Annotated in this window: 17 protein-coding genes and 2 pseudogenes; 14 read left to right on the forward strand and 5 right to left on the reverse strand. The window is 55.3% G+C overall.

Features of this window, described 5'->3' with window-relative positions:
* Positions 1 to 106: 106 nt before the first annotated feature.
* Positions 107 to 2,269 (forward strand): dermonecrotic toxin domain-containing protein, encoded by a 2,163-nt coding sequence (locus C4J93_RS27815; protein WP_372238152.1) that lies wholly within the window; start codon positions 107 to 109, stop codon positions 2,267 to 2,269.
* 2,575 nt (positions 2,270 to 4,844) lie between these two features.
* Here the strand turns inward: C4J93_RS27815 and C4J93_RS21515 are convergent.
* On the reverse strand, positions 4,845 to 5,156 hold the full coding sequence (locus tag C4J93_RS21515) for a YqfO family protein (RefSeq protein ID WP_124368244.1): 312 nt from the start codon (positions 5,154 to 5,156) through the stop codon (positions 4,845 to 4,847).
* Positions 5,157 to 5,160: 4 nt separating this feature from the next.
* Positions 5,161 to 9,057 carry a phosphoribosylformylglycinamidine synthase gene (purL, locus tag C4J93_RS21520; RefSeq protein WP_124430417.1) on the reverse strand — a complete coding sequence of 1,299 codons (3,897 nt, stop codon included), beginning with the start codon at positions 9,055 to 9,057 and terminating at the stop codon, positions 5,161 to 5,163.
* Positions 9,058 to 9,343: 286 nt separating this feature from the next.
* Here purL and mltF point away from each other — a divergent pair, with 286 nt between their 5' ends.
* From mltF to C4J93_RS21540, 4 genes and pseudogenes are all read left to right on the forward strand, one after another.
* Entirely contained in the window at positions 9,344 to 10,804 is a 1,461-nt protein-coding gene (mltF, locus tag C4J93_RS21525; protein WP_124369020.1) for a membrane-bound lytic murein transglycosylase MltF, read from the forward strand.
* A gap of 169 nt (positions 10,805 to 10,973) precedes the next feature.
* Positions 10,974 to 11,147: pseudogene (locus C4J93_RS21530) on the forward strand (UTRA domain-containing protein); the annotation flags it as partial.
* Between the two features lie 64 nt (positions 11,148 to 11,211).
* Positions 11,212 to 12,720, forward strand: a complete 1,509-nt coding sequence (locus tag C4J93_RS21535) for a dermonecrotic toxin domain-containing protein (protein WP_124430418.1) — start codon at positions 11,212 to 11,214, stop codon at positions 12,718 to 12,720.
* Positions 12,721 to 12,794: 74 nt separating this feature from the next.
* Positions 12,795 to 14,261 carry a membrane-targeted effector domain-containing toxin gene (locus C4J93_RS21540; protein WP_124430419.1) on the forward strand — a complete coding sequence of 489 codons (1,467 nt, stop codon included), beginning with the start codon at positions 12,795 to 12,797 and terminating at the stop codon, positions 14,259 to 14,261.
* Positions 14,262 to 14,448: 187 nt separating this feature from the next.
* Here the strand turns inward: C4J93_RS21540 and C4J93_RS27190 are convergent, their stop codons facing one another.
* On the reverse strand, positions 14,449 to 14,619 hold the full coding sequence (locus C4J93_RS27190; protein ID WP_164485270.1) for a hypothetical protein: 171 nt from the start codon (positions 14,617 to 14,619) through the stop codon (positions 14,449 to 14,451).
* Between the two features lie 652 nt (positions 14,620 to 15,271).
* Here C4J93_RS27190 and C4J93_RS21545 point away from each other — a divergent pair.
* The gene (locus tag C4J93_RS21545; RefSeq protein ID WP_124408086.1) at positions 15,272 to 16,321 is read left to right on the forward strand and encodes a DUF262 domain-containing protein; all 1,050 of its coding nucleotides are present in this window, start codon (positions 15,272 to 15,274) and stop codon (positions 16,319 to 16,321) included.
* 26 nt (positions 16,322 to 16,347) lie between these two features.
* Complete coding sequence (locus C4J93_RS21550; RefSeq protein WP_124430420.1) at positions 16,348 to 17,019, forward strand: MAE_28990/MAE_18760 family HEPN-like nuclease; 672 nt, start codon at positions 16,348 to 16,350, stop codon at positions 17,017 to 17,019.
* 1 nt (position 17,020) lies between these two features.
* Here C4J93_RS21550 and C4J93_RS21555 read toward each other — a convergent pair whose 3' ends face one another.
* On the reverse strand, positions 17,021 to 18,280 hold the full coding sequence (locus C4J93_RS21555; RefSeq protein WP_256660098.1) for a DNA methylase: 1,260 nt from the start codon (positions 18,278 to 18,280) through the stop codon (positions 17,021 to 17,023).
* Positions 18,281 to 18,666: 386 nt separating this feature from the next.
* Between C4J93_RS21555 and C4J93_RS21560 the strand changes: the two genes are divergently transcribed.
* From C4J93_RS21560 to C4J93_RS21595, 7 genes and pseudogenes are all read left to right on the forward strand, one after another.
* Positions 18,667 to 19,254 carry a hypothetical protein gene (locus C4J93_RS21560; RefSeq protein WP_124408088.1) on the forward strand — a complete coding sequence of 196 codons (588 nt, stop codon included), beginning with the start codon at positions 18,667 to 18,669 and terminating at the stop codon, positions 19,252 to 19,254.
* A 518-nt stretch (positions 19,255 to 19,772) separates the two neighbouring features.
* On the forward strand, positions 19,773 to 20,147 hold the full coding sequence (locus C4J93_RS21565; RefSeq protein WP_124408089.1) for a TraK family protein: 375 nt from the start codon (positions 19,773 to 19,775) through the stop codon (positions 20,145 to 20,147).
* A 105-nt stretch (positions 20,148 to 20,252) separates the two neighbouring features.
* Positions 20,253 to 20,462: a TraC family protein gene (locus C4J93_RS21570; RefSeq protein WP_124430421.1), complete on the forward strand. Its 210-nt coding sequence runs from the start codon at positions 20,253 to 20,255 to the stop codon at positions 20,460 to 20,462.
* Positions 20,463 to 20,464: 2 nt separating this feature from the next.
* Positions 20,465 to 20,689: a hypothetical protein gene (locus tag C4J93_RS21575; protein ID WP_081095871.1), complete on the forward strand. Its 225-nt coding sequence runs from the start codon at positions 20,465 to 20,467 to the stop codon at positions 20,687 to 20,689.
* A 256-nt stretch (positions 20,690 to 20,945) separates the two neighbouring features.
* A pseudogene (gene trbJ / locus C4J93_RS21580) lies at positions 20,946 to 21,739 on the forward strand (P-type conjugative transfer protein TrbJ).
* A 193-nt stretch (positions 21,740 to 21,932) separates the two neighbouring features.
* Positions 21,933 to 23,552, forward strand: coding sequence for a P-type conjugative transfer protein TrbL (gene trbL / locus C4J93_RS21590; protein ID WP_124430422.1), 1,620 nt, complete (start codon positions 21,933 to 21,935; stop codon positions 23,550 to 23,552).
* Positions 23,553 to 23,554: 2 nt separating this feature from the next.
* Positions 23,555 to 23,875, forward strand: coding sequence for a hypothetical protein (locus C4J93_RS21595; protein WP_124408092.1), 321 nt, complete (start codon positions 23,555 to 23,557; stop codon positions 23,873 to 23,875).
* A gap of 798 nt (positions 23,876 to 24,673) precedes the next feature.
* Here the strand turns inward: C4J93_RS21595 and C4J93_RS21600 are convergent.
* On the reverse strand, positions 24,674 to 25,420 hold the full coding sequence (locus C4J93_RS21600; RefSeq protein ID WP_124367214.1) for an AAA family ATPase: 747 nt from the start codon (positions 25,418 to 25,420) through the stop codon (positions 24,674 to 24,676).
* Between the last annotated feature and the right edge of the window lie 184 nt (positions 25,421 to 25,604).

Genomic DNA, 25,604 nt, shown 5'->3' on the forward strand with positions numbered 1-25,604 from the left:
ACCCTACAAATATCCGCCATCTGCGCCTTTGCCGAGTATCTATCTACCGCTCGATGCGCTATCCGCCCGTCTACGTTAGACGCATCAACCAACAGGGAAGATTGGCATGCGCACTACGTTAGAACTCTCTCCAGCGATTCAACAGGCCAGCGCATCACGCGACTATCTATCACCATTATTTGCCGCCCGACCGCGGCTGACGGCGGTGGCTCAGTCATTGCTCCAGGAGTGGATCAACGACTGGGCCATGGGCAACTCGTTACAAGCCAGCGACCTGTGGGTGGGGGTGCAACGGGAGGGCGCGGGACCAGGCTTCAGTCAGCTTCAAACCTTGAGTGATGCCCTGATTCGGCGCTGCATGAGTCGAGAGCCGTTGAATTACACGCCTGGGCACCATCGTTTGCTAGCCAGTTCGACAACCTCGGGACCGGTGTCAACGACGGGGACCGAAGCCGTGTCGATTGACGACATCGAACTCATGCTCAACACCTTGGCACCCGAGTTGGGAAAGGCGTTTACCTCCCATTTGGTAGCGTATTGGAACGCTGCAGTGCCTGCGAATGCCTCACTGACACGCTGGCGGGCCGTAAGCAATCATCTGCACTTGGGTTTACAGCGGGCACGGCAGAATCCGCCGTTAAACGCGTTGGAGCGGGAGATGCTGTTGGGGGACGAGGCGTACGTCACACGTCAGGCAAACCGCACAGGAACGACGTGGGACAGTAACGGGCTGCGGTTCTATCAGGTGTATGCCGCCAGTGAAGGGCAACCCGGCCAGTGGCCTCCCCTGCTGGTACTGCGCCGACAGGTAAACCAGCAGGAGGTTGTCCTCGTCTACATCCCGCCCATTCAGCTGTTGAAACTCGATCAGTTGGCGGATGTGGGCGCCTTGTTACCCCGCTATATGAGTGAGTACACCCCGGGGCTGTCGATCCAGTGGGTCCTCAAGGAGATTGATAGCAACCCCTTCGATTACCTGGCGCAAAGCCTGTTGGAAAAGCAACTCAGGGACTTGGCCCGCATTGACTGGTCGCAATACGCCGAAATCGCCGACTATGAGCAACTGTTCAAGGACCTCACCGACCCACTGGCCTGGTTCGATCCCGACCGCAACACCCGGTTGATCAATGAGGAGCAACTACCTCTCTGGTTGCAGACCGCCTCGACCGCTGATCGCCTCACCTATGGTCAGTTGCTTTCCCGACTGACTCAGGTGCAACAACGCACAGCCGGGGCCGGATTCATGGATGGGCTTGACCCGATTGATGTGTATGCCCGCAAGGCCCTGCAACGCCAGATGGCGCTGGATTATCCACAGGAAGTACTCATTAACCCGGACGACTACCGGCTGACCTTTACCCGAACCCAGGGTGGGACGGTGGGCTGGACGCAGCAAACTGTTCTGACCCTGACGCAATCTGCGCTGGAAAACCCTTTCGCCACCCCCTATGCCCGTGTAGAGATCAGCAATCAGGCAGAACCCGGTTACGTACCCGATTGGTGGATCAAGCCGACCTACCTCAAGAAACTGATCGAAACCGTCAATGTAGGCCGGCACTATCCGGCGCTCCTCAAGGACCGCTTGATTCTGAACGCTGTCGAGTCCGGTCGGCGCCGGCGGTTGTTTATCGACCAGATGACCGTCCAGTTGCCCTTGCAGGCGCTGGAGTATTGCCTCAGCAAGCGGCAAGGCGTCACGTTTTCCGGCTTTCAGGTAGTCCGGGCGCTGCTGGCGGATGAACCGGCACAGCGTCAGGTCGACGGAGAAGCCATCGTCGCGCGCCCCCTGGCATTCCTGACCTACGAGGGAAGTGCTGCACACAGGGCCGGCAATATGTTTGTGATTGGCCCCCGTGACAACAGCACGCTGCCGCATATTCTCTATCGCCCTGGCCACACTGAAGCCCTGCGCCAATTTCCCAGCCGGGAAGCACTGCTCCAGGCAATTGCTCAAGGCGATAGCACATTACAAGGGGCGGTATTGGAGAGCTTCTCCGAGCAAGATCGAGCGTTGTTCCGTAACGGCGGGTTTATGCAGCCCCACACCCAGCGCTTTCTGCAAGGCGATGAACATGAGCCGCTATATACCCCAGCCCGGTATTGCTCAGTGATACACCCGTGTCGGGGGATTTCCTGGCCAGCGTATTTGATGAAAACGCCAGGAGCCTGTGGCAGCGCGCGGAAAAACAGTCGACCTCCAATGAAGCGTTGCGCTGGACACTCTTCACGAATGATCTATGGCAGGTGTTCGGCGCCTTTTTACCGCTGATAAGGGGCCCGGTGGCAACGGCTGGATGGCTGTACACATTGCTGAGCAGCCTGCGCACGTACGTGAGATTACCGCAAGAGGCTGATCCAAGAGCCCGGGCCGATGCACTGGCAGAGCTGCTCTCCAGTATGTCGGCGTTGCTGCTGAATCATGCACTGACGCTGGACGAGCGCCTGGCGGTGAATCCCGCAAAAATGCCCATCAGGCCCAGACTTATAGAAAGCGACTTTAGTCCGCCCGAGCATCAGAAAAAAACTCCATCGACATTTGCGTGGCAGCGCCTGCATGCAGACATAACAGAGATGAATTTGTCCTGGTCCGATCCATCCGGTCAACCGACGGGGAGGCTGAAAACAGCATTGGAAACCTTCAAGTGGCGACCGGCCGCGGGTGAACAGTCGCCGGACATTCTCAAAAACGTTGAAAGAACCGGGCCACTGAGAGGTCTGGTCAGCAGACCCGTTACCGGAGCTGAGCCGCATCATCTCGCAGTCCTTCAAGGGGCACTGTACGCCGTCAAGAAGTTCGAGGGGTGTTTACGAGTGGTCGATCTCAAACAACCGGGACGCTGGGGACCTTGGATCAGGCGCAATAACAGGGGGGTGTGGACCATTGATTTGCAAATGCGCTTGCGCGGCGCTGGGCCGAAAAAAACAGTGGCGGCCCGGCGAGCGCAAATCCAGCACTACAATCAAGAACTGCAAAACAAATACCACGATGTGACAGCCCGGTTGATGACGGCTGAACGGGCCGTGCAGATAGCCTCCACACTCAATGAAAACCCCGCGCTTTCCATGCAGCAACGGCCGGCAATCAGGGCAAGCCTCGTCAGCAAGCTCGAGCAACAGATGCGTTTTCAATTCGAGAAGTTGGATCTGCTGTACGCAAAAAACCACAACCAGCCCCTCCCCGGGTTCGAGCAGGAACTGATACAGCAACAGGAAGCCCTGGTAGACAACCTGCGGCATCAAATGGCTGTAGTCATTCAAGAGCGCCACGACGCTGCTCCGTCGAAAGCGGTTCAGAATCAGTGGCTGGCACAACTCGATGAGACCGACGAGGGCACCGCCCAGGCGGCTCATAAAAACATACAGGACTACCTGGGCAAGGTTGCGGGTTTTAACGACCGACTGATTGAGTTGAGCACGCTGGAAAAAAACAACCTGCAGCAGCTGATGTCCGTCCCCAGGTTTGATCTGTCACGCAGCACGTTGGCACAGGATCCAGTACAGGCAGCACCGCTTGACTGGGTGTTCGCACAATTGGACGTGTACAAGAGCCTGATTTTGAGGCGGCCGCCGCTGCCCGAGGAGCTTGATGATTTTGTGCACCTCAAGCAGTTATGCGACAGCGTGATGCTGGCCACCGCGTCGCAAAAGTACGTGCAAGCCCCTGGCCTCGTCTCGCCTGAGCTACGGATTAGCGGGCTTGAAAAACTCATTCATGAGTACACGGATACCCAGTCCTGGCTGATTTACTATAAGCAGGCCCAATCGGGACTGATAGACCCTGAGCATTTAATGGGGCTCTGGCGCCAGATCGACAAAGTAAGGCAGATGGCGGAACAGGATCTGGCCTTAGCCATCAGTGAGCAATCGCACATCCCTGAACGGCAACCGACACCAACTCCGAGCCTGAGCCCAGGCAAGCGAGTGATACGTGACCGTAAACAGCGGGTCTGGGTCGGCCAGGAGCGCGAGCGCACCCCGGAGTTGGACGTAGAAATCATGGATGTTATCGGACCTGTCGATAACCAGCCGGTGATCAGTTTTCGCAAGAACGCTACGACGGAGGAGTGGGAGGAGAATATCGAGCCCAAAAAACCGTCCTTCAGACCCGCTCGGTCGCTGAAAAAACTGCTGGCTGACGCAAGAGATTTGCTGTCCAAGGGCCCCTCCACGATAAGTCGAGAGCAAAAAGAATCACTGAAATCCAAAACACCGAACAGTACCGAGGCACACCTGGCTCGCCTGGCCGACGCAATGGATGAGGTGGCAGGGAAAATTCGTGACATCTGGGCGCAAGATCCTGCAAGAAAAAAAGCGGCCGACGAACAGCTGGTCGATAAGCTGACCCAGGATGCCACCGGCCTGCGGGAGCAAGGTCGATTGCTTCGAGTTGCCATCATCGAGCGCAATCTACCTAACGAAGCGGGGATTGAATACTTGAAGGCTCAAGGGGAAATCGACATTTCCCTTATAGAAGGACGGGTCAAACTCAAGTCAGAAAACGACTACCTGCAAGAGTATGTGATTCATAAAAAAAACCGGCAGGTGCTGGCCTATGCTCACTTCCACTATTCAGCGGCTGATACCGCCAACCCTCAGTTCAACGTCGCCCATCTGAAATTGCCGGAACAGCGCTACCTGAGCTTTGCTAGCCTGGCCGTACAACCGAAGGAAAATATTCTCCCAATCTACTACAGCCGTATCAGCCCCAGGCTGGCCGAACCGCTGTTTCTGAGCGTCACTCGTTCAATCAAGCGCCGCGGGAGGAAGAACTATTGGTAAATGACGCCTAATAAAAAACCACTGGCCAATCAGGCCAGTGGTTTTTTGTTTTTACAGCTACCGGATCAAAAATCCGCCAACTGCCACACCTCATACGCGGGTGTTTCATAGGGATGGTTGAGCTTTAACGCGGCCACTACCGCCACGATCAACTCATCCGCCACTACTAATTCAACTTTCCATTCCTGGACCACTTCAACCTGCCCGACCTGACCGATAAACGGCTGGCTGCCGTCCATTGGCCGGAACTGGCCGCGGCCCAGCACCTGCCAGGCGCAGCTGTCGTAGGTGCCGATGCGCCCGCCGCCGGCGGCGAAGACGGCGGTTTTCACCGTCTCCACATGGCTGTCGGGAACAAAGAAGGCAAGCTTGTACACCGCCTTAGTTCACCCACACGCGGGCGTTGCGGAACATGCGCATCCAGGCGCCGTCTTCGTTCCACTCTTCCGGGCGCCACGAGTTCTGCACGGCGCGGAATACGCGCTCCGGGTGCGGCATCATGATGGTCACGCGGCCGTCGCGGCTGGTGAGGCCGGTGATCCCGCGCGGCGAGCCGTTCGGGTTGGCCGGGTAGTTCTCGGTGACCTTGCCGTGGTTGTCGACGAAACGCAGGGCCACGGTGCCGGACAGGTCGGCTTCGAGCAGGGCTTCTTCGCTGGCGAACTCGGCATGGCCTTCACCGTGGGCGATGGCGATCGGCATGCGCGAACCGGCCATGCCTTGCAGGAAGATCGAGTTGGATTCCTGCACCTGCACCATGGCGACACGGGCTTCGAACTGCTCAGAACGGTTACGCACAAAGTGCGGCCAGAACTCGCTGCCCGGGATCAGTTCGCTGAGGTTGGACATCATCTGGCAACCGTTGCACACACCCAGGGTGAAGCTGTCATTGCGCTCGAAGAACCCCTGGAACGCATCGCGGGCACGGCTGTTGAACAGGGCCGACTTGGCCCAGCCCTCACCGGCACCCAGCACGTCGCCGTAGGAGAAACCACCGCAGGCCACCAGGCCTTTGAACTCATTGAGGTCAACGCGACCAGCGAGGATGTCGCTCATGTGCACGTCGATCGCATTGAAGCCGGCACGGTCGAACGCCGCCGCCATTTCCACCTGGCCGTTGACGCCCTGCTCACGCAGTACGGCAACCTGTGGGCGAATGCCTTTCTTGATGTAGGGCGCAGCGATGTCCTGGTTGACGTCGAAGCTGAGCATGGTGCTCAGGCCCGGGTTGTCTTCTTCCAGGATCACGTCGAATTCCTGCTCGGCGCAGTCGGCGTTGTCGCGCAGGCGCTGGATCTGGTAGCTGGTCTCGGACCACTGGCGTTGCAGCAGGCGGCGCTGGCCGGTAAAGACCGTGTCACCGTTGAACGAGATATTCACTTCGCCGTTGTTGATCGGCTGACCGATCACCGCCACGCACTCAGCCAGGCCAGCGGCGCTGAACTGTGCCAGCACGTCTGGAGTCGCGTCCTGACGCACCTGGATCACCGCACCCAGCTCTTCGTTGAACAGGATGCCGTTGATTTCGGCAGCATCCTCGGCAACGCTGTCGAGCACGATGTTCAGGCCGCAGTGACCGGCAAACGCCATCTCGACCACGCTGGTCAGCAAGCCACCATCGGAACGGTCGTGGTAAGCCAGCAGGTGGCCATCGGCGTTGAGGCCCTGGATCACGGCGAAGAAGGCTTTCAGGTCTTCAGCGTCGTCGACGTCCGGCGCGTGTTTGCCGAGCTTGCCGTGGGTCTGCGCCAGGATCGAGGCGCCCATGCGGTTCTGGCCACGGCCCAGGTCGATCAGGATCAGGTCGGTGGTGCCCTTGTCCATGCGCAGTTGCGGGGTCAGGGTCTGGCGAATATCGGTGACCGGTGCGAACCCGGTAACGATCAGCGACAGCGGCGAGGTGACGCTCTTGTCGGTGCCGTCTTCATTCCAGCGAGTGGCCATGGACATGGAGTCCTTGCCCACCGGAATGGTGATCCCCAGCTCAGGGCACAGCTCCATGCCGACAGCCTTGACGGTGTCGTACAGGCGCGCGTCTTCACCGGGGTGGCCGGCAGCGGACATCCAGTTGGCCGACAGCTTGATGTCGGACAGCTTGCCGATGCGCGAAGCCGCGATGTTGGTGAGGGTTTCGCCAATGGCCATGCGGCCCGACGCCGGCGCGTCCAGCAGGGCCAGCGGCGTACGTTCGCCCATGGCCATGGCTTCACCGGTGTAGACGTCGAAGCTGGTGGCGGTGACGGCAACGTCGGCCACCGGTACCTGCCACGGGCCGACCATTTGGTCACGGGCCACCAGGCCGGTGATGGTGCGGTCGCCGATGGTGATCAGGAAGCTTTTGCTCGCCACGGCCGGATGGTGCAGCACGCGTTCGATGCTGTCGGCCAGTTCCAGGGCGCTTGGGTCGAAATCATCGCCCAGCTCGGCTTCACGTACCGCCGAACGGTGCATGCGCGGGGCTTTGCCCAGCAGCACTTCCAGCGGCATGTCCACCGGGCTGTTGCCGAAGTGGCTGTCGGTCACCGTCAGCTGCGGCTCGGCAGTGGCTTCGCCGACCACGGCAAACGGGCAGCGCTCGCGCTCGCAGATGGCCTGGAAGCGCGCAAAGTCTTCAGGGCCGACCGCCAGTACGTAACGTTCCTGGGATTCGTTGCTCCAGATTTCGTGCGGGGCCATGCCCGGTTCGTCGTTTGGAATGTTGCGCAGTTCGAAACGGCCACCGCGCTCGCCATCGTTGACCAGTTCCGGGAACGCGTTGGACAAGCCACCGGCACCGACGTCGTGGATGAAGCTGATCGGGTTCTTGTCACCCAACTGCCAGCAACGGTCGATGACTTCCTGGCAGCGACGCTCCATCTCCGGGTTTTCGCGCTGTACCGAGGCGAAGTCGAGGTCGGCCGAGCTGGTGCCGGTGGCCATGGAGGAAGCCGCGCCGCCGCCCAGGCCGATCAGCATCGCCGGGCCGCCGAGCACGATCAGCTTGGAACCGACCAGAATCTCGCCTTTCTGAACGTGTTCTTCACGGATGTTGCCCATGCCGCCGGCCAACATGATCGGCTTGTGGTAGCCGCGCACTTCGTCGCCACGCGGGGTAGTGATGGATTGTTCGAAGGTACGGAAGTAGCCGGTCAGTGCCGGGCGCCCGAATTCGTTGTTGAACGCGGCGCCGCCGAGCGGGCCTTCGATCATGATGTCCAGCGCGGTGACGATGCGCTCGGGCTTGCCGTACGGCACTTCCCACGGCTGTTCGAAGCCCGGGATCTGCAGGTTGGACACGGTGAAACCGGTGAGGCCCGCCTTGGGCTTGGCGCCACGGCCGGTAGCGCCTTCGTCGCGGATTTCGCCGCCGGAACCGGTAGCTGCGCCGGGGAACGGGGCAATCGCGGTCGGGTGGTTGTGGGTCTCGACCTTCATCAGGATATGCACCGGTTCCTGCACCGCGCCGTACTGGCGGGTTTCAGGGTCCGGGAAGAAGCGGCCGGCGACGGAGCCGACGATCACCGAGGCGTTGTCCTTATAAGCCGACAGAACCCCTTCGCTGTGCATCACGTAGGTGTTCTTGATCATGCCGAACAGGCTTTTTTCCTGGCTTTCGCCATCAATGTCCCAACTGGCGTTGAAGATCTTGTGACGGCAATGCTCGGAGTTGGCCTGCGCAAACATCATCAGTTCGATGTCGTGCGGGTTGCGCTTCAAGCCGATGAAAGCGTTGACCAGGTAGTCGATCTCGTCTTCGGCCAGGGCCAGGCCCAATTCGGTGTTGGCCTTCTCGAGGGCGGCGCGGCCACCGCCCAGCACGTCAATCGCGGTCAGCGGCTTGGGTTCGGCGTGGCTGAACAGGCCGGCAGCCTGTTCCAGCTGGCTGACGATGATCTGGGTCATGCGGTCGTGCAGGCTGCTGGCGATCAGCTCGGCCTCGGCGTCGCTGAACTGGCCGGCAACGTAGAACGCGATGCCACGCTCCAGGCGCTGGATGCTCGAAAGGCCGCAGTTACGGGCGATGTCGCTGGCCTTGCTCGACCAGGGCGAGATGGTACCGAACCGTGGCAGAACCAGAAACAAGCGGCCGGTCGGCTCTTGAACGGGAACGCTGGGGCCGTACTTCAGAAGGCGTGCGAGCACTTGCTGTTCGTCGGCGGTCAAGACGCCGGCTACGTCGGCGAAGTGAGCAAATTCAGCATACAAGCCTGTAACAGCTGGAACCTTCTGGCTCAGTTGCTTGAGGAGTTTGCTGTGGCGAAAGGCAGAAAGGGCAGGAGCGCCGCGCAGGATCAACATCTTCGGGACAGCCTCGGGAAGGGGTGTGCTTTGAGGCCGTGCATTCTAGCGTAAACCTTCGCCAACGGCACCCGAAACGCTACCGTCGGCCGCTGCCGAACGTCAGTTGGCACGGTTTGCACGGGGCCCTGGGGTGTTGCCCGGCATCGGGCGCAGATATTTTAACCGTCACAATCGGGCGCCAAGCCACGTTTCTGCGGGCTGCAGCACAGTTTTGGCGGTGCTAGCAGACAAGTCCACCGCTGTCGAGATATGGCGCCGTGGGCCGTTTGCGTATACTGCGCAGATGTTCTCCCCAACTGTTTTGCGCCCGCGATGCGCCAAATGGCTCATCGCCACCGGACTCTTCCTGATGCTCAGCGCCTGTGTTGATAAACCCAGCACGCTCGAGCGAATCAAGGAGGATGGCGTATTGCGGGTGGTTACCCGGAACAGCCCGGCGACGTATTTCCAGGACCGCAACGGTGAAACCGGTTTCGAATACGAGCTGGTCAAGCGCTTTGCCGATGACCTGGGCGTTACGCTTAAAATCGAAACCGCCGACAATCTCGATGACCTGTTCGGCCAGCTGGGCAAGCCCAACGGCCCGGTGCTGGCCGCCGCCGGCCTGGTCAGCAGCGAACAGCGCCAGCAGCAGGTGCGCTTCTCTCACCCGTACCTCGAAGTCACGCCGCAGATCATCTACCGCAACGGCCAATCGCGGCCCACCAATGCGGCGGACCTGGTCGGAAAGAAGATCATGGTGCTCAAGGGCAGCACCCACGCCGAGCAGTTGGCGGCGCTGAAAAAGCAGAACCCTGCCATCGAATACGAAGAGTCCGACGCCGTCGAGGTGGTCGACCTGCTGCGCATGGTCGACGAAGGGCAAATCGACCTGACCCTGGTGGACTCCAACGAAGTCGCCATGAACCAGGTGTACTTCCCCAACGTGCGCGTCGCGTTCGACCTGGGCAACGCCAGCAACCAGAGCTGGGCCGTGGCCGCCGGTGAAGACAACAGCCTGCTCAACGAAATCAATAGTTACCTGGACAAGGTCGAGAAGAACGGCACCCTCCAGCGTCTGAAAGATCGCTATTACGGGCACGTCGATGTACTCGGCTACGTCGGCGCCTATACCTTCGCCCAGCATCTGCAGCAGCGCCTGCCCAAGTACGAGAAGCACTTTCGCGCCTACGCCAAGGAAGAAAAGGTCGATTGGCGACTATTGGCGGCCATCGGCTATCAGGAATCGCTGTGGCAACCGGCGGTCACCTCCAAGACCGGCGTGCGCGGCTTGATGATGCTGACCCAGAACACCGCCCAGGCGATGGGCGTGTCCAACCGCCTGGATGCCAGGCAAAGCATCATGGGCGGCGCCAAGTACCTGGCCAAGATCAAGGACGAACTGGACGACAAGATCGCCGAGCCCGACCGCACCTGGTTTGCCCTCGCCGCCTACAACGTCGGCACCGGCCACCTGGACGACGCGCGGCTGCTGGCGAAGAAGGAAGGCCTGAACCCGAACAAGTGGCTGGACGTGAAGAAAATGCTACCGCGCCTGTCGCAGAAGCAGTGGTACAGCAAGACGCGCTACGGTTATGCCAGGGGCGGCGAGCCGGTGCATTTTGTGGCGAACATCCGGCGCTACTACGACATCCTGACCTGGGTGACCCAGCCGCAGCTGGAAGGTAACCAGGTGGTCGAAGGCAATTTGCATGTGCCGGGTGTGGATAAGACCAAGCCGCCGGAAGACACCCCGCAGCTCTGATGATCGTTCCCAGGCAGCGTGTGAGAATGATCAATAAAAATATTGGTTTGGCTTTCTGTAGAAGCGAGCTTGCTCGCGTTAACGATTACGCAGCAATACTGGTTTAACGCGGCGCTCTCAGTTTTTTCGCGAGCAAGCTCGCTCCTAAAGAGCCACGACGCCAACGGCCATCGAAGCCGTGCCTCGCAGCAAGGACGACCAGGCACATTTAGACCTCGATGGCCAAAGCCATGTGATCGTGGTGAGTAACCAGACGTTTTTGCAGGATGGCCGGCAGTTCGAGTACACCGAATCACTACACACCCTGGATAAGTTCTACTTCTGCGATATCGCCAGGCGATAATTATCTACCCGCCGCCCTTCTGAAGCGCTTGGCATGCTCGGCTCTCCCCCTCAAGGAGAGCAGCATGCCGCTTACCGACACATCCCCCGCCGCCCAGCAACAACTCAAGGCCCTGGCTCCCGTGGTGCTGGATGCCTACCCGAATATGCAGACGATGGCCATCGAAACCGCCCGTGAGATTCTCGCCAAACATGGCCTGGCGGAGCTGGACCCCGATCATGTGTACTGGCACCGCTTCAACGGCGGCTACAGTGACCCGGCGACTTATACCGGTTGGAGCCATAACGAAAAACCGCAGGAGTCGATGACGCTGACGCAGTTGGTCATTCACCGCTTCAATGTGCATGACCAGGACAATGCCGACCTGCTCGACGGCGACGGTGGCTTCTATCTCGACGGGCCCGAGGCGCGGCTGTTCGATCACCACAACGAAGTGCGGCTATCGGCCCGAACAGTGCTCGACGATTTCTGGGCGATCAACTTCTGTGATCGCTACACCACCCGCATGGAGGACTTCTGGAGCGCCCACTTCGACGACTTCCGTACCCTGGCCAAGGTCAACTGCCTGGCCCAGGCGCTGCAAGCCCGCCAGGCCGGGCACCTCACCGAGCCCCAGCTGCAAACGGTCCTCCAGGCTTTGGCCAGCAACTTGCCCTGGCCCCCGACCCTGTCCAATCTGCACGCCGAGTCACCTACGGTGGATGGGCTGCGTGTGGCGGCGCTGGATATCAGTGGGCATATCGCCACGGACATCCTGCGTATCGTCGACCACGCTGGCCGGCAAATCCTCTACGTCCCTGGCGACGCCCAGGCTTTCCATTGTTGCGAGACACCCGCCGACCTGCATTTCTGGCTGCTGAACCAGACCAATCATCCGGACAACCGCGCCCGGTTCATGGCCCACTTCCAGCTGTCAGCCCAAGTCCAGCAGGACGACACCGACGCCGTGACGTGGAAGCAGATGCTGCTCACCCCCGTATTGATCTATCGCACCGCCCAGGCTCTGACGGGTACCCTGCCGCCGGACTGGGTGGACAAGGGCCTGTACCACCAACTCGACCAGCTGTTTATCGACTGGGGCACCTGGAATCACCATCTGATCAACCAGACCGACCAGACGATTGAAGGCGATGCGTTTACCTGGCTGGCACAATCGAGCCAGGCACGCATGCACAACGATGCGGACTTCTCGCTGCGCAGCAACGGCGACCTGCGCAAGAAACTGTGGATCGGTTACTTGAATGCCTTTGGCAAAACCTTCGGCCCGATGGCGGTGGCGGGCTGGCCGGTGGCCTTGGTGGTCGTGGGGGCCAGCGTGGCGAATCTCGGGCTGAATATCGACCAGGCCATCAACGGTAAAACCCTCGCCGAACGCCGCGCCGGGGCGCTGGGCGCGATACTCAGCGCCATCGACACCCTGTTCAACCTGGCGCTGCTGAAAGCCGACGGGGTCATGCCGGATATCGCCGAAGCGACCGAAACCCTGGCGGTTGAAACCCCGCTTCCCGCAGTCCCCCTGCGCCACCGCCGATACCCGAACCTACGGTACCCGCCGCCTACCAGACCAACCTGATACTGGAAGGCGAAACCCTGAATACCGCCCCCGGAAAGTTTCAGCAGGTTTATTCCCTCAGGTCCACAGACGGCATGCCCCAGCACGCCATCCTGCTGGACGATCAGGCCTATTACGTACGTTATGAAGGCGATCCCAATGGCCGTGGTTACTGGGCCATCGTCGACCCGAACAACCCCCATGGCTTTTCCGGCACGCTGGCGGTGCGCCTGAATGAGTTCAACGAATGGGAGCGGGTACCCGGCGCCAAAGGCCTGAAAGGCGGTGGCGGCAACTCCAGCAAAGCCGCAAAGAAAACGCCCCCCTCGCCTACCCCACCACCTTCGCAACCTGTGGCTCAGTCACCCAGCGACGTGCACAGGGTCACCACGCCATTCGATACCCCACCATCGACCCGCCCGGAAGTAAAACGCTGGGCAATGGGGCTCAATGAAACTCACGTTCAAAGCCGTTTCGGCCGCATCGACCGTTTCACTCACTATTACGGCGCAACCCACCGCAAACTGCTGCAATTGGCGCAAGACTTCTACAACGAACTGCCCTGGACCCGCTTGCCGGCTCGCCCGAATATTCCTGCCTTTGAACCCACCGCCACCCTTGATGAAGCCCTCGAACACCTGCCCGACGAGATACCCGGATACGTCATCGGTGAAACCCTCGATCGTGTCGCCAGCACCCGCCTGGTCATCGAAAAAATGCCACTCTTTGCGCGCAAGGGCGTTAAAACCCTGTACATGCGCCGCCTGCTCAATGACTTCGCCCAGGATGATTTGAACCTCTACTTCCGCACCGGGGTTATGTCCGAGGACCTGGAAAATCATCTGAGCCATTTGGGCACTGACCCGTCCGGGCAATTCAACGAACTGGAACTGGTCAAGGTCGCCAGGGACAACGGCATACGTGTTCAGGCAATCGACTGCGCCGCCCATTACAAATACCCCGACCCTGCCGCCGACCTGTCAGAACAAGTCACGAGCAACTACCTTGCCCACACCCTTATCCAAACCGATAGAGCCCTGAACGGTGGCGGTAAGTGGCTGGTACTGACGGGCGTGAGAAACATCAACACCTTCAATGGATTCGCCGGCCTCAGTGAGCTGGAAGGTGGCATCGGGCTGCGTGTCGAAGAGGTGCTGCCTGGACAAGGTAACGATGTGCGCCTGGACCCCGGCGTCGCCATGGATCGCGACAATGCGCCCCTGCTTGAAAGCACCGGCGATAGCTTCGACACTTTCCATGCCGACCTGCGAGTACAAGTAGAGGCGCCTCTGGTGCGGCGCACTGTGCAGCAAAACCATCGGCTGTTGTTTCGCAAGGGCATGTACCTGATAGATGAAAGCCAGGGCAACTACACCCTGCTGCACCACAGCAGAGACAGGGGCATCGTCAGCACACCCATCAATCGGCCGGCCGATGGCAGCTTTTATATCGACCGGCCTGGCTGGGCTACGATCCATAATGTGCACTTCCCCACGCTGGAAAAGCTGTCCAGTGCCCTCACTAACATGGGCATGAGTTTGCAAAGCCGGCTGCCCATCTGACAGACAATAAAAAACCTGGCCTCGGCCAGGTTTTTCAGTGACTCAACGCTGGCCATGTCGGCCAATGTTTATTCCCACTCTATTATCAATATTAAATAAAAACCCATATATTTCATATAGTTAAAAATCCAAATGTTACCTATACCATGGAATATACCATTCCATCATACCCGCGGGGATTTGTGAATCAGCTTGACTGGCCCACTTCCGGGACGAACGCCTTGGCGATCTGCCTTAGTAGAATGGCCAGCTCGGCAGGGTCGCCATTACGGCGTACCTCAGTCAGTAACTCGGCCGCATAGTCAGGACAGGACGCGAACAGCTCGGCCATTGCCTCGTCGTGGGATCGATCTTTCATCTGTTACCCCTCTCTCAGCTAAGCATGCGATTCAAGTTTACATCCGCAATCCTGGGGCTCGATCGGGTCATGGATAAGCGAGCAGTTGAACCAATCCAGCAAGACCTGAGCTTAATCCTACGAAGAGTGCAATTCTGAAACGCTTCTGGTATGGCCGGTAATGAGAGCTCTCGATCTTCTTGAACTCGTCTTCTCCGATTCCAGCGTCGTTCCTCGCGTACAGGGCCATTTGCAAATAACGCTTAGCACTGTCCGGATCACGTTTCGCGTCAATGTAATGTGAATAGTTCCAGTACGAAATGCCAAGCGCTGTCGCGCAAAGCGTCCATGAAACGGCCTGAGCGACCAATCCTGATGTCGACACGTTGTTCTTTCCTACCTAGACAAGCCGCCAATGGCGACGCGAAAAACGCGGCTTTTTTATAGCCTTGGCCCCGCGTTGGACCGAGGGCTTGAGCTTACCTGGGAACGGTGTCAGATCTCCACCGGGGATGTCAAAATGTTCAGATTGGTAACGATTAGCAGGGCGTGCCATTACATCGTTATACTGAGGCGTGAGCAGTCGATATGTGTACGAAAATACATACAGACGCTTGTCTTGGCATCATATAGCTCATGTCAGCTGGACGACTGGTCCACGAAAGGGATAAAAATGGCACTTGCAACGAAAAAACTCGGCTTAATGCAATCTCAGCTTGAGACAAAACGAAAAACTGTTTCGTTTGATAGCTATGACCTGTCAGTTAGACAAGTTTTAGATATGGTCGAGTCTGGAGATATATTCGTGCCACCAGAATACCAGCGACAGTTCATTTGGGACGCTGATCGACAATCAATACTCGTAGAATCTGTACTACTGGGAATTCCCGTACCAAGTCTGTTCATGGCGATGAACTCAGACTCTACTTGGGAGGTTGTTGACGGAGTACAACGACTAGGATCACTCAGCCACTTTGTAGGAAGCCAAGAGCTTTTAGCTAAAATACATCGCGCCAACCCACTCATAGTGAATGGATTAGAAAAGCTGAGCGCATTCAACGGTACAGGTTTTATAGACTTTCCAAAATCTATGCAATTGCAGTTTCTAACTCGGCCAATCCGCGTCACAGTACTAAACGACAGGAGCGATCTTGCAGTACGCTTCGATCTTTTTGAACGCCTCAACACAGGGGGCGTATCGTTAACCGATCAGGAAATCAGGAACTGCGTCTATCGCGGGCCATACAATGACGATCTTAAAACACTATCGACGCTCGCTGACTTTAAGTCTTCAGTTAAAATAACAGCCAAGAACGAATCTAACGGCACTTACGAAGAGCTAGTACTACGGTTTTTTGTTTATCTTTATCGTTACAATGACTTCAACCACGCAGTCAAGGAATTCATGAATGAATATATGAATAGCGTCCGACACAGCGTAATCCCACTGTCAGACAAAAAGCTATTTGGCGACGTGATGGAAATATTAGCAAAGGCCTTCCCTAACGGTATAAACAGAGGCCGAGGCGGGTTGACGCCTGTAAACTTATTTGAAGCACTTTCCGTTGGAGTTGCCTTAGCTTTAAAGCAAGGCAAAAAAATCGACCTTTTGAAGCTACCAGTACTAGCTAATGACGAAAATCTAAAAAAATTTACAGGTGCCGGCTCTAATCAGAAAAAATTTGTAGTTGGGCGTATCGAATACGTACGTGATGCTTTATGACAATTTGCCAACTTGCACGAGAAGGGATGAATGATCGACTATCAGAATCGCGCTTACTTTATTCAAGCATTAAGAATTTAGAAGTGATAGACGGCACACCTCAGCCGATGGGACCTATGTCACTGACGTTACGTGGTTTAATCTATGTATCTTTATATGGCGCAATCGAATATTCAGCAACGCAAGGAGTACAAGCATTCATCAACCACCTTTGTGGCCTCAACATACAGACAAAACATCTCGAACAATCATTATTTACCATCGCCCTTGACTCGCAATTAAGCTCAGCTCGAGCTGGGTCAGAGAAAAAAAAATGGGAAGCACGACGAGATATATTTTCACACCAGCAGTCTACGTCTTTATGCGCTATACCTGACACCGTTTTTGGAAGCTACTTACACAATGTCTATCCGAAAACAATCTTAGAAATTTTCTGTTGCTTAGGAATCGCAAAACCGGCGACTCAAAATCCTAGTGAAGTAGGTTACTTCAAAGAGATAACTGAAAAGCGCAACGCGGTTGCTCATGGTCGCGAATCCGCAAGCGAGGCGGGTAGAAACTTATCATTGAATGAGCTGGAAATACGATTAAATGCCGTATATAGCATCTGCTCCTACTTCTTTGATTGCTTGGAAGAGCAGGCAGACAGCTTGAAATTTGTAAAGGCTAGACATCGCGCTATTTACAGACAAGCATAAATCAGTTCTTTTCGAGCACTAATACGCTTTCCACCGTCTGACGTTTTTTAATATAAACTTTTGATTTTTTATTCAAATCTACCATCGAGCGAGCCGCTACGAAATCTGCGTGATAGTTCAGCCCCAAGCCAACATGACGGGCCATCTCTTCGATAATAAGCGCAACATCATTCCTAACCTCTTTATAGTAGGAATTCTGAACAACCAATACAAACGGAGCGCCATGCTTGAGTACACGCGCTGCCTCTGCGACAGAATTATACAAAGAATCAAAATACTGAATGTGACTCTTCAAATAATAAGTACCTGATGCTTTAGATCGATGATTTTTAACTTTATCTAGAAATTCCAAACAAGTCTCCCCCCACTCAACTCTTTCTTCCGAACCGGTTCTCGGAACAGTTGAGCTTCCAGTAAGGTCTCGGCGAAGCTGTGCGAACTTCTGGCCTCCAACCCGAATCACTGCAAGCTCAACGTAGGTAGCAACAGCATAGTCAATACGAGTGCAATATGGCGGAGAAGTCAAAATGGCATCAACAGAATTTTCTGACAATGGCAAGTTTTTCGCATCAGAAAGAATCAACTGTACCTGGTCGAGATTGAGGTCTCTATCCCGAGGAGAGATGGCCTGATGAACACTTAACTGCTCGACCTCCTTGATAAAAAGCCCGAACACCTCCTCCTTTGGCACATACTTTCTCTCCTCTGAGCTCTTACTGACTTTTATCCAAGTAGGATTCGAAGCAACAAAATTTGCAGTTAGCCTCCGCACCACTCTAAATAAGGCTAGATAAAAAAATGCCGAGAGCGGTGTTAGCTTTTCAAGCCCCTCCGAGGTATTCAGCGGAACATAGGTGGCATGAGAGATCAATGTTGAATTTATGCTTTCTTCAACGCGTCGAATATTCGAAGAAGAAGCCGAGTCAAACCAATGGAAAAGGGGGTCAGAATCGAAATCAATCTTCAGACGCTCAGCTTTTTTTACAATAGACACAGCAAGCGGCAACAGACTTTTTAAATCCAGCACGGAAACTAAAGCCGCTTTAGCCACAATAATCATTGCGGGATTTAGGTCCGAGCCAACTACATTAAACCCACACTTCAAAGCTGTACTTGTTGTAGTACCACTTCCGTTCCATTGATCTAATATTACTGACTCTGGGGCAAGATCCAAAACCCCAAGCACACTCTCCACAAATGACTCTGAAAACCCAGCATAATAAGGAAACAGCTTTCGCGCCTCTGCTTCAAGCGGATTCAAATGCCTTTTGGGGTTAGTTATGGATGAGTATTGAGGCATATTCTGCAAAACAACTCTTAATAAATCATGACCGAATCTCCTCACATTTTACATTATCCAAGAACAATATGCGAGCACTATAATAAATAACATTTTTAGCCCAACATAAATAATTCAATAACGGGCGTTAACCGGCCTGCCAACCTGTTCTTAGTTAATTCTTCGAGGTCTCAACGAGTACGTTTTTAAAACGCTTCAACTAATGGAGAAATCATGTTCACCATCACAACTCGGATAGTTCTCGCTCAACCGTAGGTACCTTTCAACTGGCTAGAGACGCATTGCTCATGCACCGAGAGAGTGAGACTCTAAGCCAAAATAACGTGGCACCGAGATCGAGACATAGTATGGATGACGATTACAGACAGTTTATTGCAGACCGGCCGACACTTACTGAGGACAGAAACCACCCGAATCATTGGCGAAACCGTGCTGCGGATCTTAAAGCCTCAGCAGGTGCCCTTTGGCATTCCATGGGTCCGCAAGACTCTGCCATCGCCTCCGAGCTTGGCTATGCACCTGGGTATCGCATGGCTGTTGCTTGCTGGCCCGTTTATCACATGCTCTGCGGGCTCTCTCTCGAACTCATTATGAAAGCTGTTCTTGCCCAACGCGGCTTTTCGCCAACGGAGTTCAAGGGGCACAAATTCGAAAACCTTCATCAGCTGCTTGGCGTGCCCTTGAAAAAAGATCGAGCCAAGTTAATCGCATTCTACGAGGCATCACTGGTATGGGCCGGGCGCTACCCCACACCGCTTTATACGGATGATGAGAAGCTTCTGACCTACTACGATCTCGCCAGTGATGTACTGACGAAGCCAATCGACTTGGGGTCCACTGGCGTTTTGAATTTCAAGACATCGAGTGGCGCAACAGATTGGGAGCATTTTTTAAAACTATGGAATAGCTACGCCATCCTTTTCGACGAAACGTAATTTTTACACCTGGCATCTCCCCAAATTGGGTGCTTAACGCATCGCAATTTAAAGTGCGGATCAATAGCCCAAACCACGACTGGCTTACCGCATCGACGGGCTGGGGCCTTTTCTTTGGTGCCGCCTGTCGTGGTTGACCCTGTTTTTGCGCTGCGCTTTTGCCTTTAGACGCGGAAGCGGCTGTGCGCCTCGCAGAGCAAGATCCGTCGAGCTGAAGGCGAGTAAGGGTAGGTGGTGGAGGCCCTAGCTGCGGAGCAGCGTAGGCCTACAACACACATCTTGCCGTCTGATCTTCTGCAATTCTAGGCAACTTGCCCGCCTTAGGTTCGCCTTACCGCACTTTCGGTCATCTCTGACCCAGAATTGCCCTAAATCTCTTTGAGTTGCGTTAAATTGCGTTACAAAGATGAAAAATCTCCTTTAATTTCCTAGAATTTCCTAGAATTTCCTAGAATTTCCTTGAGTTGCCTAAAGCAAATGCTGACCACTAGTGCGACCACATAAACAGGAGACGCCAAATGACAGACGGGCCGAAAAAGGTCTATCGCGGCGCAGGGCGAGTTGCCTTTCTGGCCAGGCTTGATGACTTTCGTAAGCTGATAGATGCAGGGCATCCGCTACGTGCGATCTATGACGATTACGCTGAACAGCTTGGCATTGGCTACCCGCAATTCACCAAATACGTCGGCAGGTATGTACGAAAGGAAAAAGACGATGGGCACCAAAGGAAAGGCTCTGGGCAATTCACATCGCAAAGCCTCTCACCAGCCCCGACAGGAGTCGTAAGAGGACATCCTGAGCACAGCGCCACACCGCCTTCCAAACCCGGCTCAAAACGTGCGGGATTCGACCACAACCCAAATAGTGGAAACACTCGGGACGACCTGATATGACGCTCCACGAAACAGCGAGGCCGTGTAGCCCCTTTAATTTGGGCGAGAAAATGAGGTAGAACTTTTCAGTCTGTCTAAATTTACCCCATTAAAAACGGTGAACCCATGGCTCGAAAAACTCTAGCAGAACGCCGTTCTGACGCCCTTTCAGAGCTGGAAACAGCTAAAGCAAGATTGGCGAAATTGGATAATGAGGCGGCTGAAAGAATTGGAAGAATTGCAATCAAATCAGGATTGGTTAATCTTAAAATTACAGACGATCAGATTCGGGAAGAATTCGACAATATTGTAGAAAGGATCAGAAAGGGGGATTGATCATGAAAACCGCTCACCGCATCAGCTCATTGGCCAACCAACTCAACGAACTGCAAGCCTACCTCGGTCAAGCCAGCGGGCGACCTAGTAAAGCCGTTAGAGAAGCCCAACGCATTGCGGCAGAGTTGGCTTCCTCGCTCGAAAACTGGCACCTAGAAACGCTACACATCCCTGAAACGGAGCGTGGTCACTATCGGACCCAGAACCCCTATTACTCAGCTCACTAATGCGTTATGCCATTTCATCAAAAGCCCACTTCGGTGGGCTTTTTTTTGGCCGTGAAAACACATCCCGCTGGAAAGACAGACAGGTCCATGCCTAAAGAAAATGTCAGCAAAATCAGGTTGCTACGTGTCAATCTCACCCAGCCAGCGCCCGCAAGTCATTGATTTCTATGCGGATAGATACTTATCCGCATGTTCCAAACCACACCATATCAGCCAATAATCAGACCTCGAACCATGACAAAACGAGGTGTTCGGCATGAATACGGAATTGCTGAAATCGCCGATTTCATCGGCTCGAAAATCGAGAATACGTACTGCCCTTGTTTTAGCAATGAAAAGCACAAGCCTTAGCGTGGGTCTCTACCTGGCACCACCCCCGCATATGCCATCTACTGCTCAAACTGCTCGACGTTCTATCAACAGATGTTTGAGTACGCCGAGGCAGTCAACACGGCGCTGAACACTGCAGAGCAGCTTCAGACGCAGATTCAGCAGTATCAGAATATGGTCACCCAAGGCACGGGCTTGCCAAGCACCATGTTTGGCAGCATCGCGGCCGATCTTAAAAACGTGGCCAACCTTTACACCCGTTCGCAGTCCCTAGGCCGCCAGATCCAGAATATGGACTCTCAGTTCAACACCGCTTTCCCCGGCTTTCAGTCCTACCTAAATCAAGCCGCGAACTCAGCAGAAGTACCAGCTCATGAGCGCTATCAGAAGTGGTCGGAACAAGGCAGCAACAACGTAAAGACGGCACTCGAGGCGGCAAACCTCAATACCAGCAAGTTCGAGTCTGAAGACATCCAGCTTGATCGCATGGTGGCCCGTTCGCAGTCAGCCGTAGGCCGCATGCAAGCTATACAGGCGGGCAACGAAATCGCCTCCCAGAATGTGCAGCAACTCCAAAAACTGCGCGATCTGATGGCCACCCAAATCAACATGCAGGGCAACTACATGGCTCAGCAAGGCGACCGGAAGGCCGCTAGCGAAGCCGCTGAACAGCAGTTTGAAGCGCGCAAAAATACACGCGGCGGCGTGAAGGAGTACTGAGAATGACTATTTCGAGATGGCTCATCGCGTTGATGTGTGCCGGGTCCGTACTGACCGGTTCCATGGTCACCATGATGGTTCAAAGCAATAGCGAATGTACTGCTGTGGCTGAGCAACAACGGCAACAGCGTGACGCTGATCTCTCATTTGAGGCGCGCCCGAATACTCGCGGCGGCGTGAAGGGGTACTAGCTATGGATCCTCGTCTATTGTTGTTCCTCACCTTGGCTGGTGTGTTCGTGGGCGGAGATGCTGTGGCGGCGACCGACCTCTCCCATGCCGATACATCGATTCAGGGTCTACTCGACCTCGTTTTGCAACAGTCGCACCAGTGGTCAGGGAAGCTGTATGACTATGCGATCAGACTGTTCTGGCTGCTGGCCTCGATCCAGTTCATCTGGACGTTCATGCCTCTGGTCATGAAGCAAGCCGATTTCGGCGAGATTCTCGGCGAGCTGCTGCGCTTCATTCTGGTGATCGGTTTCTTCCTTGCAGTCATGAAGTACTCGGTGGAATGGTCGACGGCCATTGTCGATAGCTTCCGTGATGCGGCGGCATCGGCGGGCGGCCTCGGGCGTGCATTAGAACCCGGCGATATGCTGGCAGTTGCGCTGGATTTTGGCCGCACCATGGTGGAGGGCATTTCAGTGTTTTCTCCAGCCAAGGGACTTCTAATCGCTGTATGCGCAATCCTTGTGTTGGCATGTTTCGCCTTCATCGCTGCATTCATGTTTGTCACGCTCGTAGAGTCTTACGTCATCATCAATGCTTCCGTGCTGTTCATCGGCTTTGGCGGTTCGCAATGGACGCGGGATTTTGCAATTGCGCCGATGCGCTTCACCGTTGCGATTGGCGCCAAGCTATTTGTACTAACCCTGATTGTCGGCCTGATCATACAGTCGGCAAAGCAGTGGTTGGCCGCCTACACCAATGACGAAGCGTCATTGATGACGATGGTCGGTTTGGCCTTGGTGTGCTGTTACCTCACGAAAACAATTCCTGACCTGATCGGTGCCATGATTAGTGGCACGTCAATGGGCGGCGGCTCGGCCATTGGCGGGATGGCAGTGGCCGGTGCTGCCGGGGCGGCGGCTGCGGCGGCCACCATTGCCACAGCCGGGGCCGCGGCTCCTGCTGCCGCCCTCGGAGCTGCCGGTACTGGTAGCGCTGCCGGGGCTGGGGCGGCGGGTATCGGTGGACTGGGCGGCGGCGGTCTGGCGGGGGCGATTAACTCCAGCTTTGCCGGTGCCAACTCCGCAGGCGGTGCCGCGTCGGCTATGGGTGCAGCGGCGTCCTCCGGCGTGGGTGCCAGCACCGGCGGCGCAGCGGTCAAGGGTGTGAGTTCCGCAGGCGCGAAGGTCGGCGGCAGCTCCGCCAATCTTGCCGGGCAGGCGTCGGCCCCTCCGTCTTCTCCAAGCAGCGGCGTACAGCAGGCCGCCAAGCAGGCCGGAAAGACCGCGCGGGGAAACGACAACGAAGACCAGCAGACAACCCCAAACGGGGGAGTTGTCAGCTCCGGCAGCGCACTTGCCCATGCGGCCGACGGTGGCGCAAAGATGCTCGGCGTGATGGCCTCGATGGCAGTGCCAGGTATGGAGAATGCGCACGCCTTGTCTCTTGGTGCAGGATCTCCGCCATCAGTTTCCGACGATACCAACTCGACCACTCCAACCAATGGAGCAGAACCGGTCACGGAAGCTTCACAAGCTGAGCCTAACGTCATCCGTCCGGCCTCGAATACTAACTCTACTTCCGGTCGCCTCGCCTCGCTCAAAGTGCCGGGAATGACCTCGAACGATCAACCGGAGAAATAACCATGATGGACGTTCTGATGTTCGCTGGATTTGTAGTATTTGCCTCGACGTTCGCCATCGGCATGTGGGCGCTCAGCAGATGGCTACGCAGCAAGGGCTATGGGCCGCAACTCGATAGGCTGGATCGCCAATTCACGGCCTTGCAGCTACGAGTAAGCCCGCTGGCCTTGTCGGCTTCTTATCGCATGTTTGCCGGGGCGCATACCATGAATCGTTTACCTCTGCTGGGCAGCAAGAGTAGCGCCACTCTGAACCAGCAGGTGTTGATGGCCATCCAAGCCGCGCAGGAAGCACAGAAGCAAGATAAGCGCGGTGAGCACTGATCGCTGGCCAGCCCCACAGAACCCCGCCTCAGTGCGGGGTTTTGCTTTCTCCCCCTTTGGTGTTACGAACACTCCGCACCTTCGGTGCTGCGCGTCCCGTGGACAACGCTTCGCGTTGACACACCGGACTTGCGGCTACTCGTGATATTTCATCACGGGGCTACTCCCGGCTATGCCGGACAAAATCCCGGGAGGCTTCGCCACTAGTAATACGCACGGACATTGAACACCTGCACCTGGCATTGCCGATACCGATACGGATGGGCTTATGCCAGCCACATGACAACCCTCGAAATCACCGCGAGCGGGGCACCGTCAAAAGCGCGGGGGCTTCTCCATTAGTAATACGCACGGACCTGTCTCAGTTCCGTCTATTACACCCTGTAAGGCCCTGTGCTGTATCAGCACAGCATCCCGTTACCACCCGCTAAAAAGCGCCTTACGGCCTGTCCTGCGGCATTTTGGCGAGCTCGAAAGGCAGGATGTCCAAGGTGGTTGAGGTGGTGTGTATTCGACTGAGCGAATCTGCCTGCGTAATTGCATAGACTTGACCACTCATTTGCATCCGTGCTGACCAGCCGTTTGCATTCGACTTGACCAGCACGCGCCGTTGTGAAGATCGGCATAGAACGGCCAGAAGCGGCCATTCTCCTCGAAATCGGCGGCATCTCGATCTACGCTAAACAAGGCAGTAATGCCGTCGTATCTATTAAGTCGCGATCGGCAACAATTCATTTTTTTGCGCCAGCGAACTTGATAAACGCTCTAACCATCGATGTTATTTAGTGCCTGGACTAACTAAAAATCATGCTTTTCATCAAATAGCTTGCTCATAAAGCTTTCAGGGCTAGCAAAGTAACTTTTCATAATTAGGTAGTTTTCAGTTTCTGAATATTCCTTCTCTTCCAATCCACTATTGGTAAACTCCCAAATTCTGGCGCCCGGGTAAGCAATTAAAATTGGTGAGTGAGTTGCAATTATGAACTGCGAATTTTGTTTTGCGAGTTCCGCTATACGTACCAGCAGAGATAATTGGCGTTGGGGAGATAGCGCAGATTCAGGCTCGTCTAGTAAATACAATCCGTTTCCTCCGAACCGATGTAAAATCAGATCCATAAAAGCCTCCCCATGAGACCTCGTATGAAGATCGTTCCCCCCGTATGAGTCCTTAATAGCTGGCCCGCCAGGTCCGCAATCCAACTTATTCATCTCTGTAATTACATTATAAAAACTTTCTGCGCGATAAAAATAGCCATCTCGAGGTCGCTTTGCGGTGCGTGACAAGCGCAATGCCTTGGACAGTAGGGATTTTTCATCGCTGGAAGAAAACTTGAAATTCTTACTGCCTCCCTCATGATTAAAGCCACATGAAACTGCAATAGCCTCTAAGAGGGTTGACTTACCGCTACCGTTTTCTCCAACGAAAAAATTTATCACGGGGTGAAGCTCGATTTTGCTAATTGATTGAATTGAAGGCAAATAGAAGGGGAAATTATTCTCTTCTCTATAGTTCTCTAAGATTTCAATTCTCTTAATGTAAGGCATTAACTTCCTAGCTGTAGTTATCTTATTTAATGGTTATAGTTATATGTATGATAGTTAAGGTAATTATAAATGGTCTTTCTGTGGTTTGACTCTTTTTTATAAGCACTAGATATGTCTGACATAAAAGTAAACCATTCTTGGCTCGCGCCGCAGTTGCGCCGCTGTTTCGGTCAAACTCCTAATC

Source organism: Pseudomonas sp. R2-37-08W, assembly GCF_003851705.1.
In the GTDB taxonomy this organism is placed as follows: domain Bacteria; phylum Pseudomonadota; class Gammaproteobacteria; order Pseudomonadales; family Pseudomonadaceae; genus Aquipseudomonas.

What these genes read in the sequence shown, in the direction of transcription:
- C4J93_RS21565 (WP_124408089.1), top strand. Translation starts at nt 19,773, where the DNA reads ATGACAGACGGGCCGAAAAAGGTCTATCGCGGCGCAGGGCGAGTTGCC.
- C4J93_RS27815 (WP_372238152.1), top strand. Translation starts at nt 107, where the DNA reads ATGCGCACTACGTTAGAACTCTCTCCAGCGATTCAACAGGCCAGCGCA.
- C4J93_RS21595 (WP_124408092.1), top strand. Translation starts at nt 23,555, where the DNA reads ATGATGGACGTTCTGATGTTCGCTGGATTTGTAGTATTTGCCTCGACG.
- C4J93_RS21575 (WP_081095871.1), top strand. Translation starts at nt 20,465, where the DNA reads ATGAAAACCGCTCACCGCATCAGCTCATTGGCCAACCAACTCAACGAA.
- C4J93_RS21560 (WP_124408088.1), top strand. Translation starts at nt 18,667, where the DNA reads ATGGATGACGATTACAGACAGTTTATTGCAGACCGGCCGACACTTACT.
- C4J93_RS21550 (WP_124430420.1), top strand. Translation starts at nt 16,348, where the DNA reads ATGAATGATCGACTATCAGAATCGCGCTTACTTTATTCAAGCATTAAG.
- purL (WP_124430417.1), bottom strand. Translation starts at nt 9,057, where the DNA reads ATGTTGATCCTGCGCGGCGCTCCTGCCCTTTCTGCCTTTCGCCACAGC.
- C4J93_RS21570 (WP_124430421.1), top strand. Translation starts at nt 20,253, where the DNA reads ATGGCTCGAAAAACTCTAGCAGAACGCCGTTCTGACGCCCTTTCAGAG.
- mltF (WP_124369020.1), top strand. Translation starts at nt 9,344, where the DNA reads ATGTTCTCCCCAACTGTTTTGCGCCCGCGATGCGCCAAATGGCTCATC.
- C4J93_RS21600 (WP_124367214.1), bottom strand. Translation starts at nt 25,420, where the DNA reads ATGCCTTACATTAAGAGAATTGAAATCTTAGAGAACTATAGAGAAGAG.
- C4J93_RS21535 (WP_124430418.1), top strand. Translation starts at nt 11,212, where the DNA reads ATGCCGCTTACCGACACATCCCCCGCCGCCCAGCAACAACTCAAGGCC.
- trbL (WP_124430422.1), top strand. Translation starts at nt 21,933, where the DNA reads ATGGATCCTCGTCTATTGTTGTTCCTCACCTTGGCTGGTGTGTTCGTG.
- C4J93_RS27190 (WP_164485270.1), bottom strand. Translation starts at nt 14,619, where the DNA reads ATGAAAGATCGATCCCACGACGAGGCAATGGCCGAGCTGTTCGCGTCC.
- C4J93_RS21540 (WP_124430419.1), top strand. Translation starts at nt 12,795, where the DNA reads ATGCCCCAGCACGCCATCCTGCTGGACGATCAGGCCTATTACGTACGT.
- C4J93_RS21545 (WP_124408086.1), top strand. Translation starts at nt 15,272, where the DNA reads ATGGCACTTGCAACGAAAAAACTCGGCTTAATGCAATCTCAGCTTGAG.